The organism is Tardiphaga sp. GW821-FHT12E02 (assembly GCF_058807155.1).
Window position 1 is genome coordinate 92713 of the sequence record NZ_JBXAQK010000002.1, and the last position, 14866, is coordinate 107578.

Below are 14866 nucleotides of genomic sequence, written 5' to 3' on the forward strand. Positions count from 1 at the left end.
CGAGATGGCGCTGCGACACCCCGTAACCCCGGACGGCCGCTACTTCATCGTGAAAGGGCGGCGTTGGCCTTTGGCGGATCCGAACGTTGCGGAAAGCGAAAAGTCCGCGCTGGAATCCGAACTCAAGCGTATTTGGCGCGCGGTGAGGACGGCGAAACGGAATGTCGACACCGAGGCGGAAACCGCGGCCCACCGGGACGTGGACGACGCCAAGTATGCACTGGGCGAACGTGGTCCCGTCTGCTTGACGACCGGCGATGCGGATCTCGACCGGCATCTAGTGAAGAACACGTCCTACACGAACCGGTGCGCGACCCTCGAGGCCGTCGGCAGATCGTGCGAGGCGTCATGAAGCGGGTTGAACGTGATCGGTCCGAAACACCTCGGCTAGACGACTTCGTCCGCGTCCGTGGCGCACGCGAGCACAATTTGAAGAACGTGTCCTTAGACATTCCCCGGAACGCCCTGGTTGTGTTCACCGGCGTGTCCGGATCTGGAAAGTCGTCGCTGGCGTTTGGCACGCTGTATGCCGAGGCGCAGCGGCGTTACCTGGAATCTGTATCTCCCTATGCGCGACGTCTGTTCAATCAGATGTCCATCCCGGAGGTCGACGAGATCGAAGGCCTGCCTCCGGCAGTCGCGCTGCAACAGCAGCGTGGCTCCCCGACGACGCGATCCTCCGTTGGAAGCGTGACCACGCTGTCGAACCTGCTGCGCATGCTCTACTCGCGCGCCGGCGACTACCCGCGGGGGCAGGGCCTTCTGTACGCAGAGTCGTTTTCGCCGAACACGCCGGAAGGGGCTTGCCCGAATTGCCACGGCATTGGCCGCGTCCATGACGTCACGGAGCGGACGATGGTTCCGGACGACAGCCTCACCATCCGCGAGCGCGCGGTCGCGGCCTGGCCGAGCGCCTGGCAGGGCCAGAATCTCCGCGATATTCTGGTGACCCTCGGACACGACGTGGACACGCCATGGCGCAGGCTTCCGAAGAAGACGCGCGACTGGATCCTGTTCACCGACGAGCAGCCCACCGTTCCGGTCTATGCCGGGTACACGCCTGCCGAGGTGAGGCGTGCGCTGAAGCGCAAGGAAGAACCGAGCTATCAGGGCACGTTCACGGGCGCCCGCAAATACGTGATGCAGACGTTCGCCACCACGCAAAGCGCGATGATGAAGCGGCGCGTAGCCCGGTATCTTCTCAGCAGCGATTGTCCGGTTTGTGGCGGCAAGCGCCTGAAGCCGGAGGCGCTGTCCGTCAAGTTCGCAGGCCTCGACATCGCGGAGATTTCCAGTCTGCCGTTGAAGCGGCTTGGCGATCTAATCCTACCTTACCTCGACGGAGAGACGCCGCGCTCGGTCGACCATCCAGAGAAGGCCATCGTGATCCGGCGTATCGTGGAGGATCTGGATGCGAGGCTGGCCGTCCTGCTCGACCTTGGTCTCGGCTATCTCGCTCTGGAGCGCGGCACGCCTACGCTCTCGCCCGGAGAATTGCAGCGTCTTCGCCTCGCAACGCAGGTCCGCTCCAATCTTTTCGGCGTTGTCTACGTTCTGGACGAGCCTTCCGCGGGTTTGCATCCTGCCGACACCGAGGCCCTTTTGCGTGCCATGGACCGGCTGAAAGCTGCCGGCAACTCGCTGTTCGTCGTCGAACACGAACTGGACGTGGTCCGGCACGCCGACTGGATCGTGGACGTGGGTCCGGGCGCCGGTATCCTCGGCGGAGATGTGCTGTACAGCGGCAAGCCCCTAGGGCTCGCGGACATCGAGCATTCTCAGACGCGGCGCTATCTTTTTGCTTCCGGCGCGAGGCCCGAGCGCCGTCAGCGGGAGCCGCAAGGTTGGCTTCGATTGCGCGGCGTCACGCGAAACAACCTCGACAACCTGGACGTCGATATTCCGATCGGCGTGTTCACAGCGGTGAGCGGAATTTCCGGCTCGGGCAAATCGAGCCTCATCAGCCAGTTCCTGGTGGATGCGGTGGCGGGCGCTCTCGGACAGGATCACGGCGGTGAAGGCGTCGTGGCGGAGAAAGCCGATCTTCTCGAAGATGAGATCGAAACACTCGGCGGCCGTATAGTCGGAGGCATGGACGAAATCCAGCGGCTGGTCGTCGTCGATCAGAAGCCGATCGGACGCACGCCCCGCTCAAACCTCGCAACCTATACCGGACTTTTCGATCATGTCCGAAAGCTGTTCGCGGCCACGAAACAGGCGAAGACCCGGCGCTACAACGCCGGTCGTTTCTCGTTCAACGTCGCCAAAGGACGCTGCGAGACCTGCAAGGGCGAGGGGTTCGTCAGCGTGGAATTGCTGTTCCTTCCGAGCGTGTACGCGCCGTGTCCCACTTGTCAGGGTTCGCGGTACAACGCCAGAACGCTCGAAATCAAGGTCCGCGGCAAATCGATCGCCGACGTGCTCGCCATGACCGTGGACGATGCATTCGCGTTCTTCACCGACGACGCGGCGTTGCGCCGTTCGCTCGGCGTCATCCGCGAGGTCGGCTTGGGATACATCCGCCTAGGGCAGCCGGCGACCGAGCTGAGCGGCGGTGAAGCGCAGCGCATCAAGCTCGCTACGGAACTGCAGCGCGGCCAGCGCGGCACCACCCTGTACGTGCTGGACGAGCCAACCACCGGCCTGCATCCGTCCGACGTCGAGAAACTAATGAAGCAGCTGCAGGGTCTCGTCGATGCCGGCAACACGGTGGTCGTCGTCGAGCACGACATGGCGGTGATAGCCGAGAGCGACTGGGTCATCGACATGGGTCCAGGTGCAGGAGACGAGGGCGGGCAGGTGGTGGTCGCCGGGGTCCCGACGCTGGTGGCCGCGACGAAAGAAAGCCGGACCGCGAGTTACTTGAGCGCCGCGCTGGACGAATAGCCGCGCGACTAAAACTCGGAAATCGCGCTCAGCATCGACGTGGTCGATCTCGGCACCAGTTTTCGGTTGAATTGAATGCCACGATGCATTGCGGATCGGAATACTCGCCTCGCATGAGATCGGAGATGACCGTTTCGAGATCAGTGCCGGTGATGTCAGCCTCCCGCCACACGCACCGCCGGTACCATGGCAATCGACGACGAGATACACGTTGTCGTGGACACCACCGGGCACGGCAGACGGGCTCCAGGCTGCACGCATAACGCAACTCCACTACTTACGGCAGGCTCAAGATATCTCCGATCGATTGGTTTCGGCGGGTTGCGGAACCTGCTGACAGCGTGTTGGTTTTGCTAGTGCCGCGGTATTGCGGTGGCGACCAGGGAGATGGACATGGCGACGAACAAGCCGACCGGCGACAACGCTCGCAAAGGAGCGGTCCGTAGACGTAGTCAGACGAAAACCACAATGGGCGGCGCAACGACCTGGACGAAACGGGACACGGCGTCTGGCGAGTTTTTGGCCGTAAAGAAAGCACCGAAAAAGACCGCGACGGCCAAGAAATTGGCACCAAAGAAGGCGGCAGCAGCCACGAAGAAGAGCGCCAAAAAGACGACAGTAGCTAAGAAGTATAAAGGCGTGCGTCGCGAAAAATGAGGGTTCGAATCGAGCGATGGAAAACCCCATCGCTCTATTCGTGCGAGTATTTACGCCGCAACCGAAGCCGGTTCGCTCACCACCTGCAAATCACTTGTCAGGGTAGGGGCGAGCGGCGCCTCGTTGTCGCAATCCCGACATTCGAATTCGGTTCGCCCGTATAGAACGGCAAATGGCATCAGGTGAAGACCGCAACGGTCGCAGCGAAATGTCTGGCTCAAACGAATTTCCTTTATTTTCGAGCACAGAACGCCGGAGCGGAACCATTGTTCCGCGAATGTGTTTGGATTTTCTCAAACTGGGGAATTTAAAATGCAAGATGCAATCGATCGCGTGATGAACACTTACACCATGATTGCAAACCTCAGCCCTGAGAAGGAACGTGACCTTCGACGGGCTGTCACCGCGCATCTTTCCAAATTTCCTGAGACCGATGCCAATGTCCTTGCGGTCGAAGGACTCCGTTTCGCCCGTGAAACGGCGGCCTAATCCATGAGAAATGTTGATCGTATCCGGCTCATTAGGCGAGCTTTCCCGCTAGTCGCCAGCGAACGCTGCCTTCATACTTTCACCGGACTTCGGCTCTCCGCGGACCGGTAGATCGCTTCCATCAGAAGCTGGTCGCGCAATCCTTCTTCACCCGGCGTGTTGGGCCGTGAGTTCTGTAGAACGCAATTGGCCATATAGTCCATCTCCGACGCAAAGTGGTCCCGATGCGCAATTTGAAGCTCGGTTTCCGTCTCGAACCGGTCCTGCGCTTTGACGATGCGCAATCGTTGGCCGCGATAGGGAAATGCGTTGTCCAGCAAGAGGCTTCCACCATCGAGATGGACCGCCATCCGGGAGGCGCGGTGCGTTCCGTAACTGGTCGATAGGTTTGCGAGGGCGCCCGACGGAAAGCGCATCAGCCAAGTGACAGTTTCCTCAACCTCGGTGAACCGCGGATCGCCGCGGGTAGACTGCAATTGAGCCTCGACTTCCGTGGGCTCCTCGCCCAGCGTGGCTCTCGCAGCATTGAGGCAATAAAGGCCGATGTCCGGCAGCGAACCGCCGCCGGCGAGCGCCTTCTTGAGCCGCCACTGATCGGGATCGCTCTGGTTTTGGGAGTTGATGGCCTCGATGATCTTGGCAGGTCCCAGCTTTCCGCCCTGCACGCGTCTAATGACTTCAAGATGGTGCGGTTGGTATCTGCAGCGGTAAGCGATCATGAGCTTTACGCCGGCGTCGGAGCAGGCGGAAATCATGGTCCTCGCGTCTGCCGAGGATGTCGCCATCGGCTTTTCGCAAAGGACGTGCTTTTTGGCTGCGGCTGCCCTCAACACCCATTCCTTGTGCATCGAGTTCGGCAGTACGATGTAGACGACCTGAACGGCCTCGTTTTCCGCAATGCGGTCGAAGTCGTCGTAGCTGTAGAGGCCGTTCTCCGGGACGCCGTATCGGGCACCGATATGCTTCAGCTTGTCCGGGCTGCCCGAAACCAAAGCGGTCAGACGGCAATTCTTTGTGCTGGCGAACGCCGGAAGAATCTCTTCGACCGACAGGCGGCCGAGAGCCACGACCGCAAATCCGATGCGCTTTTCCGGAGGCAGCGAGCCCTTGTCGGAATTCGGGGCGGCTTCGGACCCAGCGGCTATGGGCGGAAAGACGACATGACCGTTCTCCACGGTGCCGGTGTCTACCGAACTGGGGGCCGCCGACGCGGCCGTCAAGCGGCCGCAGGTCGCAACCACGGCCGCTGATGTCAGCGACATCATGAGACGACGGGACGGGCGGAATGATTTTTGATGAAACATGGTGACCTCCGGTCGGGTAATCGTCGGGGCGAAGCCACGTTCCAACGCAGTGCGCAACCAACTTGCTTAGGTCGAACGCTCGTCCACCGGAATTCATGGGCGTGGTTACGCGTGGCGAGAGACCGGCAAAACCGGGCAGGGTGCAGCTTGGTTTGAGGGGCAGGGTGCGTAACACAAAACGCGCTCGCCAGAACCAAAAAGCCCAGGAAGCCGTTAGCTCCTGATGTCGCGTGCCTTCGCTTTCGTCAACGCCGCTTCCAACGTCGCACGCTGGCGATCCCAGCGCTGACTTTCTGCGTCTGCGCGCCTCTCAATGGCGTCGCGTTCGGATTGGATGACTGCGGTCTTTTCTTTGTGGTCCGCTTCCGCGGAATCAAGCGCTGCTTGTGCTTTAGCGATCTGAATTGTTCGTCGCTTCAGCGATTTCTGCCTCGCGGCTGCTTCCTTGCGTCGAGCTTCATCGCGTTTTCTTTGCTGGCGGTCGAACATTTCGGCCGCTTTGCGCGATCGAGCGTCGTCGACTGTCGCGGCCTTTACACGGCGCTTTGGCCGTTCTCGAGAGACGCGTCCGTTGGTCAGATTTGTCGGGAGGCCACTGGTTTCCTTGAAAGCGCCATTGGTCCCCACGGGCCTTCGCAGCACGATGCCAGGGGTTGCGATTGTCGCCGATACGATTTCGGGATCGTGCGTTTCCTTCGCAAAACCTTGATGGAAGAGGTTGCTGTCGGCGCCCCAGATTTCAAGCGCGGCTTTCATGGAAGGGGCGGCGACCGCCAGATCATAGAAGCCGATCGAAGTCTGGTAGGTCTTGAGCTTGCGGACCATCAATCGCAGGCCGGGCAGGTGTCCGCCAGCCCATCGAGGACCTTATCGATAGCCTTTAGGCGTTCCTTCTTGTTCTTACCCGAGAACTTGCGCTGTTCCGCGATCGATCTCGCATATTCGACTGCGTGATGGCTATGACGGAGCCGGAGATAACCATGATCCGCACACGGTGCGATCGCGTGCGCCTCAAGCAAAATGTTGGTCGCCCACATAGAGAGCGTTTCGGCATCATTCTTGTTCTTCGCCATGATTATTTCCCTCGTCGTCGGTTGCTGTTGCTTGCGGCGTTCGGCGTTGACCGGAAAATCAAGTCGCCTATGACATGCCGTTCCTGCGTCTCCATGCTTTCCGCGACGAAACGCTTCTCATCGGCCCAGTCGCATCCCATTGGGTCGGCGAGCGTTGCGAGGCGACGGGCCTCCTCCTCTGTATCGGCGGGAACAAGCGCCACCATCCTGCTGGCCTTTAGCAGGTCGTCTCCACTGGGCCGCAGACGAAAGAGCCTATTGGTCTCCTCGACGATGACGGGAGGTGCCGCTACTTCAGTGATATTGTCGTGTTCTGACATGCCGGGAAAACGAAACGACCGGAGCGGGGTTCCAGCATGCTCCCGCACGGACCGATGCGAGGCTTGCTCTGGTCCGATCGTGGCTTCTCTGTATTCGATTATGCAGGAGGTCTACGGCGGCTACGGGCTATCGCTTAGTCTCGATCACGCCAGCCGATCTCAGATTGGCTCTCACCTGGCGAACACCATCGAAGCTCTTTCCGAGCGATCTCGCTTTCTTTTGCACGGACGATGTTCCCCTCCTGAGGGCAGCAGCGGCGCGCATAAGCGTTGCGCCTTCATCGATCAGTTCGAGAAGACGAACTTCATCCTCTGCCGTCCATTTCCGGGTTATAGGTTGCTTCGGCATGGCTAGGAATTCGGCGGTTTGAGTTCACTGGCCAGCCAGCCCTTTGCAGCCTCCAGCGGATCTTGTTCGACGGTCACTTGTATGAAACCGCATCGCGGGCATTCATAAGCGTGCGCGACGAACCCCTTTTTGTCGGGCGTGGATCTGATCCATGTGGCCCGCGTGCCGCACTCGGGACAGGATGGGGTTCGGTTACGAGGCATCGGGGAATGTGCTTCAGGCCGCGGCCGACGGCGATCCGAATTCTGACCGGATCACGCCCAAGGTTGGAGGAAACGACTGCGGGGCGAGGGCTTCAAGTGCGGCGCCTTCCTCGGCCATACGCCGCTCGATGAACGACCGCTCCAATTCCGTGAGCTCGGTTTTTAGGATTCGACAGTACCTAGCGATGTTGTTGCGGTGCGTTCGAATGCGAGCCAGGACTTCATCGGTCATGTCGTCACCAGACGGGTCTATGAGTTTGCCTTTGTGAAAGGGCCAAACGCGGCCGCTCGATAATTTAAAACCGGCGGCGCATCCGTCAAGATCCAAAAACGGCGGAGGCGATCGGTGAAGTTAGAGCTTTGCGGCCAGCGCTTCGGTCAGGCGCCTGTCGAGGTCGGCATTCCGGATCTCGATGGGTAACTTGAAAATATTGCCTTCAGCCAAAATCGCGCGTTCCGGGACCGACACCAACTCCGTGATATTGCAGTCTTCAAACGAGCAATGCGTGATCGACAAATCTTCGGTGTGATCGTCGATCAGGATTTCGCACTTCACGAACTCACATTCGTCGTATCGCACGAAAGCAAACCGACCGCGGAAATCTAACGTCCGTGCTTGGAAGCGCTCCGCATAGATAACTCGCTCTTCAATGTACTGGCCCACGCTACTCGTCCTCAGGCTTCGTCCATAGTGGCTCACCATAATCTCAGATCGTCAACGATTTGGACGGTTTTGCCTTGCGATTAAATGGCTTCGAAGTTGGGCGGTGATCGGACAGGCGAAGCAAAATTTGGGTTCCTTCGCCACGCCCAGTTGACTCTCTTGTTGCCGCTTTGTTCTATCTGACCAAATCGGGAATTGCAAGCATGGGCATCGAAGGAGTTCTCAAAGAAATCAATCACATGAAAACTCAGGCCAAACGTCAGCGAGCCGACATCCTGAGCCTGCGACGGGCTGGGATCGACACGGCCGCGGCTGAACTCCTGCTGGGGCGTGCGAAGCTTGACGGTCTTCACAACCAGCGGGATCAGCTCCTGCCAGAGACCCGCCGGACATACGCAAGCGGCAAAGCAATTCACGGCACGCCCTCTCACCGCCGTGCGTAGACCCGGTCTCCTCACCGAACGCCTTCCGGAACGGTAGGCACCGATCTGATCATCGCAAACGGGAGCGAGCTATGTCAGCCGGCCGACGTTGCAGTCCTCGAAGATGCAGCTGGTGAAAGCGAGGGCTTGCGTCGTTTCGTCGATGAGGATCGTGGCCTTCACGAATTCGCAGCAGTCGTACCTCTGAAAGCAAGTCCTCGCCCGAAAATCCCGAAGCGTTCCCTGAAAACGCTGAAGGCGGCCAAGAAGACAGCCGCAAAGAAGGCGCCGGGAAAGGCTGCAGCAGCGAAGAAGAAGGTCGCCAAGAAAACAACCGTCGCGAAGAAGTTCAAGGGCGTCCGGCGGGAGAAGGGCTCTCGATGAGCATCAAGAAGACACCCTCGGGCTCGTTGCTGGATCGGGTGGACAAGGCTGAGGATCCTGGACCACCTCGAGTGTCTGACGACGGCGACATTGCGACGCCGAAGTCAGAGGCGCCGACAGAGGACGACAAGCCGTTGGAATAGTTGGGGATCAAAACTCGCAATCAGCCGTAGTCGCACAGCGGCGGCGTATTGCCCCTCAGCCTCCGCCCCGCCTGGCGGTCCGGTTTCGTCCCAACGGCCGGGCCGCTTGTCGTCTCTGGATCGGAAATCAGATGTCCAAAAAAGAAGATGGTCGAATTGTCGAGACGGCCACGGAAGCTCGACAGGCGGAGCCAGGCCCATCGATCTTGATGCTACTGATCGTTAGCGTCGGATTGGCAGGCCTATTGATGGCTGTCTTGTGGTTCGTTTTCTTCCGGACCTAGAGCGAAGCGGCATTGTCGGCGCCCTCGATTTCGCACTTTTCCTGCCAAACCTCTTTTAATAAGCCACATCAATCCGATGGCAGCCTGTCGCAATTCATTCCTATCGGGTCCTACAGGCACCTTTCGTGCGCGCTGCATTATCTCAGCCGCCATACTTCGAACCTCGTCAGCTTGCTGTTGGTCGAGAGCAGCGGCAATCAATCTCACATATCGATCGACGGTCTCGTCGATATTTTCGATGCTAGGGGACGAAGGCTGCGTCATGTGTCGATGGGGGCAAGGGGACAAGTCTTATCACCGGGACAAGCCTCTGGCCGAACGGCGACGCCTGATTTTAATTGAAAATTGGAACAGGAGTCGAGACGAAACCGGCCAGGACCCGTTGTGGGCACAAGCTCACACCATCAGGAAATGAACAAGCCCCGGTACCACTTCGATCTAGTCGATGGAAGGCAATAGCTGATGAGGGTAGAGCCGAAGCCTCAGATGACATCATGGCCGCTGATATCGCAGACGGCATCGCGCAGCGATTGAGCTAAGAGCGTCCAGACTTAAAAGACCGGAACTACGCAATATCCGTTTCAAATGAGAAAGGCGATGAAGTCCATAGAGCGCCGTTAAACAAACGGCACTGCCTACTGACCTGTTCCGTCGTCCATCTCAACCTCTTTCGCCCTCTGCTCATACTCTGCAGCCGCTGCTGTTAATCGAGATTTTGTCTCCGGGTCATGAACGCCAGCAGCAAGCCGCTTCGCCCGATCAGCTAGTTGGCGAAGCCTAACTGGATTGGTTTCTACCTCATGGGCCACCAGCAACGCTCCCGGCGACCGCCGTGGCGAGGGCTTCGAGGTCGATACCGCCGCTAACGTAAAAACCTTTGGCCGTGTCGATCAACAAACCACTTGGCTTATCAGCCGCTTGGCGCTTCAACTCTACTTTGATGGCTTCCATGATCTTCTCTTCAAGCATCGCGCCCTCTTTCATTCGGATGTTTCGCGACCCGTGCGGGCTTTAACGGCCCCTGGCGTTCGCGAAAAAGCCCTTCGGGAATATCGACATGTCCCGAAGCGTTAGGGTGCGCTGCGTGGTCGGCCGGCTGTTTTTTCACAGGCGTAACCGCGTCATAAGCGCCGCTTCGAGTGTCGCGGCCACCAGTATGCATATCGTTTGCCATGGTGCCTTACTTTCAAGGCTCCAATGATCGCCCGACGACCTCGTTCCGCTGCGTAAAATGGAAAAGGCCCCGGTATCGGACCGAGGCCTTGCATCGTCAGGGGTACATCCGCCCTGATAGCGCTCAACAATGCAACTGATGCGGTTTAGTTCCCTCATCAGTCTGCGTCTCGCAGGGCAGCCCGCAACGCCCGCACCCGAGTAGCGCACCGATCTCGATGGCCAAGAACTGAACTAGCGGATCGATTGAGTGCCGCTGTCGCGCGGGTCACGGTCGCACCCGCCGCGCCTAATACTCGCAGACGATCGATCTCCTCCGGCTGCTAAGGGCACGTCAACGACCACTGCGAAATTATCCGAAGGTGGAAGCGATCGTGTTGACTACGCCTGGTCTTTCGCCGACCCCGGCTCCGCCATCTTCCGATGCTGCCCGGCGAGGATATCGGCGGGGATCACGTTGGCGGCGGCGGACTGGACCTTGTTCTTCAACCCGCTGACCACATATCCGGCGCCGCTCGCCATTGCTTCGAAGCCGTCGGCGGCCACCTTTGCCGGGTCGTCCTTTTCGTCCGACGCCCGTAACAACCATGTCGGCACGCCGGAAGAATTCGGTGTCGGTGGCACCAGGCATCAGGCAGGTTACCGTGACCTTGGTGTCCTTGAGCTCTTCCCGCAGCGCGACCGAGAACGAATTGAGGAAAGCTTTCGTTCCGTTGTAGACAGCCTGGAAGCTGCCGGGGATGAAGCCCGCGATGGAGCCCGTGATCAGGATACGTCCGGAATTCCGGCGTCGCATGTCGTTGCCGATCTTGTGGATCAGATAGACGGTGCCGGTGATGTTCGTATCGATGACCCGCTTCGCCTTTTCGAAGTCCTGATCGAGGAAAGCGCGTCCCAAACCTCGGCCCGCGTTCGCCAGGAGGGCATCCACTGGTCGGCCGGCAAGCGCTTCGTAGAGAGCATCCACTCCTTCGATCGTGCCGAGATCGGCGTTCAGCGCCTCGACCTCTGCCCCGGTGTCGCGCAACATCGCGGCCGCATCCTCAATGGACGGCTCGTCGGCTGCGATGAGCAGATCGTATCCGTCGCGGGCGCAGCGTTTGGCTAGTTCCAGACCTATGCCGGTGGAAGCTCCGGTGACGACGGCGAATGGTCGGGCATCTGACATGGCGCTCTCTTCTTGTATGCGGCCGAGCAACTCCCGTTTGCGGTGCGTGTTCCTCGTTCATGGAACGGTACCTCTTTCCATCGTTTGTGTTGGCAACCCACGGAGGACCCCATGAAAGCGCTGACATGGCACGGCAAGAACGACATCCGTTGCGAGAGTGTGCCGGACCCCAAGATCCAGCACGGACAAGATGCGATCATCAAGGTGACGGCCTGCGCGATCTGCGGATCCGACCTGCACATCTTCGACGGCGTGATTCCTTCGATGGAGCACGGCGACATCCTCGGCCATGAGACCATGGGCGAGGTCGTCGAGGTGGGCGCCGACAACAAGAAGCTAAAGGTCGGTGACCGGGTCGTGGTGCCGTTCACGATTTCCTGCGGCAAATGCTTCTTTTGCAAGCGCGGCTTCTACTCGGGATGCGAGCGATCCAATCCCAACGCCGAAAAGGCTTCCAAGCTCTGGGGCCACTCTCCGGCCGGGCTGTTCGGCTATTCCCATCTGCTCGGGGGCTATTCCGGTGGGCAGGCCGAATATCTTCGCGTTCCCTATGGGGACATCGGCCCCATCAAAGTGCCGGACCATCTCACCGACGACCAGGTCCTGTTTCTTTCGGACATCTTTCCCACGGGCTACATGGCTGCGGACTTCTGCAACCTGAAAGGAGGCGAGACCGTCGCCATCTGGGGATGCGGACCGGTCGGTCAGTTCGCCATCCGCAGCGCCTTCATGCTGGGCGCGGAACGGGTCATCGCGATCGACACCGTTCCGGAGCGGATGGAGATGGCGCGCGAGACCGGCGCCATGATCATCGATTTTCGGAACGAAGATGTCTACGACCGGATCCAGGAGTTGACGGGCGGGCGGGGCGCCGACGCGTGCATCGACGCTGTCGGGACGGAACCCGATACGATGTCCGGCCTCGATGCCGTCATCGACCGCGTCAAGGTCGCGACCTTCATGGGGACCGACCGCCCCCACGTGCTGCGACAGGCCATCCACTGCTGCCGCAACTTCGGCACGGTCTCGATCGTGGGAGTCTACGGCGGTTTCGTCGACAAGATCCCGATGGGGTCCGCGATCAACCGCGGTTTGACCTTTCGTATGGCGCAGACCCCCGTGCAGCACTATCTGCCGATCCTGCTCGAGCGGATCGAGAAAGGCGACATCGACCCGTCGTTCGTCATCACGCACAGCGCCAAGCTTGAGGACGGGCCGGAGCTCTACAAGACGTTCCGCGCCAAGAAGGACGGATGCATCAAGGTCGTGTTGAAGCCCTGACTTGATGGAAACTTTCCAAGGTATCCTGTCGTGGATCGGAGCGCTTGCCGCCCTGCTGACGTCGTTGTCCTATGTGCCACAGGTCCGCAAGGCATTGCCGTGCGGATCAACGGAGGACTTGTCACTCAAGACCTTGGGCATTCTCACGACGGGACTCGTCGTCTGGATCATTTACGGAGTTCTGAAAGCAGATTGGGTCATCGCGGCGGGCAACGGCGTCGGAGCGGCGCTTTCCGCCACTGTGCTTGCCTGAAAAGTACGAGACATGCGATCGACCCGACCTGAAAGTCCGGCGCCGGCCCGTGCGGCTCTTTTTGCATGAAACTCACTCGGTATCGCGGACTATTGAGTCACGATCAGTATCCTCGAGGCGTGCCGGCGACGGACCGCTCGCGGCTTGAGAACGCAAGGTCGGGCCATTAGGCCTTCATCGAAAATATGCAAGGTAGTGGAGGTGTGAATTGCCCAAAGCCGTAATCTTCGACCTGGACGGTACGTTGCTCGACTCCGTCGATCTACATGCGCTTTCATGGTACGAAGCCATGGGGGAGTTTGGCCACGCCGTCAGCTTCGAGCAGGTAAGAGGCCAGATCGGCAAGGGCGGCGATAAGCTCATTCCTGAATTCCTGTCTGCGGACGAGCAGCGGGACCACGGGAAAGAATTGGAGAACTGGCGCGGCCAGCGGTTCAAATCCCAGTACCTGCCCCTTGTACGTCCGTTCACGGCGGTACCCGACCTGGTGAAGCGTGCTCGGGAAGCCGGCCTTAGCATCGCCATCGGGTCTTCCGCCAAACGCGACGAGTTGGAGACCTATCTCGACATCGCGCGCATCGCAGAACTGGTCGACGTAAAGACGTCGTCCGAGGATGCCGAAGAATCGAAGCCTGCCGCGGACATATTCGAGGTCGCCCTGAAGAAGCTCGGCATGGACGGCCTCGACGTAGTCGCGATCGGAGACTCGCCCTACGACGCACAGGCCGCAGTGAAGGCAGGGATCACGCCTATCGGCGTGCTATGCGGCGGATTCACAGAGACCCTGCTGCGCCCGGCGGGATGTGTCGATGTCTATCCGGGCCCTGCGTCGCTCTTCGCCCGCTTCACGCAGTCCATCCTCGCGACATGACGCCCCAGTCGTCGCCGTTCAGATCTGTCCTCGCCTAGATCGAGCGTGCCACCCTCGTCATGGACGAGATCGCGGTCGTCCACTTCCGTGTTGCCGGCATCCGCGACGACTGCCTCCTGCGTCTCTCGCTCCGTGTCCTTGCGAGGCCGGAATGATGGATGATGGCTTGTGCAGGCTTGGTCGACATCCATGCATCTCCTACTGGAAGCCTTGCTTTCTAGGCCGTTTGTGTGGGCTGCGGCGGATGAGCGGTCTTCGGGTGACGGTCGTGAAGGAAGACCGCTAGAGAATTGCGATGATGCCCTCGTCCTCGCATCCTCTCAGTCGGACATCGGGAAGACTTGCACGCCCGCGACTATAAATATGCCTGCGAGCATCTGAGCAGGGATGGGGCGAGGCGGATCGCCAAGGCTATATCTCGCTTGCCCGACCTTCTAAGAAACCGCCGTACTGATCTTATTTTTTGGAAGGGTCGAGAGCCCCGGCCGATCTCAGCCCCGCGCGAACTTCGCGCACGCCTGGAAAAGCTTTTCCAAGCTGGCGAGCTTTTTTCTGTACAGATACGGTCGCGCGGTTAAGTGCAGCTGCGGCATGAAAGAGCGTCGAGCCGCCTTCGATCAGCTGCAGCAGCTTCGCGACATCATCCTCGGTCCATTTTTTCGTGAGTGGTCGGCGTGGCATGGCTACGAGGAAGGAGGTTTAAGCTCGCTTTTCACCCACCCTTCGGCAACCTTAATTGGGTCGGGCTCAATGACTGTGTAAACCTGCGAGCATTTGGCACAGTCGTATGTATGCGCCACAAAACCCGGCTTCGTAGGGGTCGAACGGACCCAACTCGTCGGGGTCTTGCAATCTGGGCAAAGCGGCTTGCGAGTGTGTGGCATGGCTAAACGCCGTACCAAATCTCTGTAAGACTCTAAACAGGAATTTGATCTGGACAGC

At 59.5% G+C, this 14866-nt stretch carries 17 protein-coding genes and 1 pseudogene; 9 read left to right on the plus strand and 9 right to left on the minus strand.

The window, feature by feature from the left end:
• Positions 1-4 precede the first annotated feature (4 nt).
• The 4 genes from AC1RQ5_RS27900 (at position 5) to AC1RQ5_RS27915 (ending at position 4032) form a co-directional block, all read left to right on the plus strand.
• Positions 5-352, plus strand: a complete 348-nt coding sequence (locus tag AC1RQ5_RS27900; protein WP_493203833.1) for a hypothetical protein — start codon at positions 5-7, stop codon at positions 350-352.
• A complete protein-coding gene (locus AC1RQ5_RS27905; protein WP_493203835.1) occupies positions 349-2886 on the plus strand; it encodes an excinuclease ABC subunit UvrA in 2538 nt (845 codons plus the stop codon). Before AC1RQ5_RS27900 ends, AC1RQ5_RS27905 begins: the two co-directional genes overlap by 4 nt.
• A gap of 393 nt (positions 2887-3279) precedes the next feature.
• The gene (locus AC1RQ5_RS27910; protein WP_493203837.1) at positions 3280-3543 is read left to right on the plus strand and encodes a hypothetical protein; all 264 of its coding nucleotides are present in this window, start codon (positions 3280-3282) and stop codon (positions 3541-3543) included.
• Between the two features lie 312 nt (positions 3544-3855).
• Positions 3856-4032, plus strand: coding sequence for a hypothetical protein (locus AC1RQ5_RS27915; protein ID WP_493203839.1), 177 nt, complete (start codon positions 3856-3858; stop codon positions 4030-4032).
• 71 nt (positions 4033-4103) lie between these two features.
• Here AC1RQ5_RS27915 and AC1RQ5_RS27920 read toward each other — a convergent pair whose 3' ends face one another.
• The 7 genes from AC1RQ5_RS27920 to AC1RQ5_RS27950 form a co-directional block, all read right to left on the minus strand.
• The gene (locus AC1RQ5_RS27920; protein WP_493203840.1) at positions 4104-5336 is read right to left on the minus strand and encodes a Gfo/Idh/MocA family protein; all 1233 of its coding nucleotides are present in this window, start codon (positions 5334-5336) and stop codon (positions 4104-4106) included.
• Positions 5337-5549: 213 nt separating this feature from the next.
• Positions 5550-6161: a cell envelope biogenesis protein TolA gene (locus tag AC1RQ5_RS27925; protein WP_493203841.1), complete on the minus strand. Its 612-nt coding sequence runs from the start codon at positions 6159-6161 to the stop codon at positions 5550-5552.
• Entirely contained in the window at positions 6161-6409 is a 249-nt protein-coding gene (locus AC1RQ5_RS27930; RefSeq protein WP_493203843.1) for a hypothetical protein, read from the minus strand. The genes AC1RQ5_RS27925 and AC1RQ5_RS27930 overlap by 1 nt, the downstream gene beginning before the upstream one ends.
• 2 nt (positions 6410-6411) lie before the next feature.
• The gene (locus AC1RQ5_RS27935; RefSeq protein ID WP_493203845.1) at positions 6412-6729 is read right to left on the minus strand and encodes a hypothetical protein; all 318 of its coding nucleotides are present in this window, start codon (positions 6727-6729) and stop codon (positions 6412-6414) included.
• 565 nt (positions 6730-7294) lie between these two features.
• Entirely contained in the window at positions 7295-7513 is a 219-nt protein-coding gene (locus AC1RQ5_RS27940; protein WP_493203847.1) for a hypothetical protein, read from the minus strand.
• A 120-nt stretch (positions 7514-7633) separates the two neighbouring features.
• Complete coding sequence (locus AC1RQ5_RS27945; protein WP_493203849.1) at positions 7634-7945, minus strand: hypothetical protein; 312 nt, start codon at positions 7943-7945, stop codon at positions 7634-7636.
• An 80-nt stretch (positions 7946-8025) separates the two neighbouring features.
• The gene (locus tag AC1RQ5_RS27950) at positions 8026-8361 is read right to left on the minus strand and encodes a hypothetical protein (protein ID WP_493203850.1); all 336 of its coding nucleotides are present in this window, start codon (positions 8359-8361) and stop codon (positions 8026-8028) included.
• Between the two features lie 153 nt (positions 8362-8514).
• On the opposite strand from AC1RQ5_RS27950, the gene AC1RQ5_RS27955 reads away from it, so the two are divergent.
• Together AC1RQ5_RS27955 and AC1RQ5_RS27960 are read left to right on the plus strand one after the other, a co-directional pair.
• Positions 8515-8751, plus strand: coding sequence for a hypothetical protein (locus AC1RQ5_RS27955; RefSeq protein WP_493203852.1), 237 nt, complete (start codon positions 8515-8517; stop codon positions 8749-8751).
• Positions 8748-8894 carry a hypothetical protein gene (locus tag AC1RQ5_RS27960; RefSeq protein WP_493203854.1) on the plus strand — a complete coding sequence of 49 codons (147 nt, stop codon included), beginning with the start codon at positions 8748-8750 and terminating at the stop codon, positions 8892-8894. Before AC1RQ5_RS27955 ends, AC1RQ5_RS27960 begins: the two co-directional genes overlap by 4 nt.
• A 1082-nt stretch (positions 8895-9976) precedes the next feature.
• Here AC1RQ5_RS27960 and AC1RQ5_RS27965 read toward each other — a convergent pair.
• Both AC1RQ5_RS27965 and AC1RQ5_RS27970 read right to left on the minus strand, forming a co-directional pair.
• Positions 9977-10162 carry a hypothetical protein gene (locus AC1RQ5_RS27965; protein ID WP_493203856.1) on the minus strand — a complete coding sequence of 62 codons (186 nt, stop codon included), beginning with the start codon at positions 10160-10162 and terminating at the stop codon, positions 9977-9979.
• A gap of 570 nt (positions 10163-10732) precedes the next feature.
• Positions 10733-11519, minus strand: a pseudogene (locus tag AC1RQ5_RS27970) (SDR family NAD(P)-dependent oxidoreductase).
• A 111-nt stretch (positions 11520-11630) separates the two neighbouring features.
• On the opposite strand from AC1RQ5_RS27970, the gene AC1RQ5_RS27975 reads away from it, so the two are divergent.
• From AC1RQ5_RS27975 to AC1RQ5_RS27985, 3 genes are all read left to right on the plus strand, one after another.
• Complete coding sequence (locus AC1RQ5_RS27975; RefSeq protein WP_493203858.1) at positions 11631-12800, plus strand: zinc-dependent alcohol dehydrogenase; 1170 nt, start codon at positions 11631-11633, stop codon at positions 12798-12800.
• 4 nt (positions 12801-12804) lie between these two features.
• On the plus strand, positions 12805-13053 hold the full coding sequence (locus AC1RQ5_RS27980; protein ID WP_493204520.1) for a SemiSWEET family sugar transporter: 249 nt from the start codon (positions 12805-12807) through the stop codon (positions 13051-13053).
• Between the two features lie 208 nt (positions 13054-13261).
• Positions 13262-13924 carry an HAD family hydrolase gene (locus AC1RQ5_RS27985; protein ID WP_493203860.1) on the plus strand — a complete coding sequence of 221 codons (663 nt, stop codon included), beginning with the start codon at positions 13262-13264 and terminating at the stop codon, positions 13922-13924.
• Positions 13925-14866: the final 942 nt, after the last annotated feature.

Bases quoted from the DNA above. Each gene is read 5' to 3' on its own strand.
- AC1RQ5_RS27960 (WP_493203854.1), top strand. From the start codon at position 8,748: ATGAGCATCAAGAAGACACCCTCGGGCTCGTTGCTGGATCGGGTGGAC.
- AC1RQ5_RS27905 (WP_493203835.1), top strand. From the start codon at position 349: ATGAAGCGGGTTGAACGTGATCGGTCCGAAACACCTCGGCTAGACGAC.
- AC1RQ5_RS27935 (WP_493203845.1), bottom strand. From the start codon at position 6,729: ATGTCAGAACACGACAATATCACTGAAGTAGCGGCACCTCCCGTCATC.
- AC1RQ5_RS27975 (WP_493203858.1), top strand. From the start codon at position 11,631: ATGAAAGCGCTGACATGGCACGGCAAGAACGACATCCGTTGCGAGAGT.
- AC1RQ5_RS27940 (WP_493203847.1), bottom strand. From the start codon at position 7,513: ATGACCGATGAAGTCCTGGCTCGCATTCGAACGCACCGCAACAACATC.
- AC1RQ5_RS27920 (WP_493203840.1), bottom strand. From the start codon at position 5,336: ATGTTTCATCAAAAATCATTCCGCCCGTCCCGTCGTCTCATGATGTCG.
- AC1RQ5_RS27915 (WP_493203839.1), top strand. From the start codon at position 3,856: ATGCAAGATGCAATCGATCGCGTGATGAACACTTACACCATGATTGCA.
- AC1RQ5_RS27965 (WP_493203856.1), bottom strand. From the start codon at position 10,162: ATGAAAGAGGGCGCGATGCTTGAAGAGAAGATCATGGAAGCCATCAAA.
- AC1RQ5_RS27930 (WP_493203843.1), bottom strand. From the start codon at position 6,409: ATGGCGAAGAACAAGAATGATGCCGAAACGCTCTCTATGTGGGCGACC.
- AC1RQ5_RS27980 (WP_493204520.1), top strand. From the start codon at position 12,805: ATGGAAACTTTCCAAGGTATCCTGTCGTGGATCGGAGCGCTTGCCGCC.
- AC1RQ5_RS27910 (WP_493203837.1), top strand. From the start codon at position 3,280: ATGGCGACGAACAAGCCGACCGGCGACAACGCTCGCAAAGGAGCGGTC.
- AC1RQ5_RS27925 (WP_493203841.1), bottom strand. From the start codon at position 6,161: ATGGTCCGCAAGCTCAAGACCTACCAGACTTCGATCGGCTTCTATGAT.
- AC1RQ5_RS27900 (WP_493203833.1), top strand. From the start codon at position 5: ATGGCGCTGCGACACCCCGTAACCCCGGACGGCCGCTACTTCATCGTG.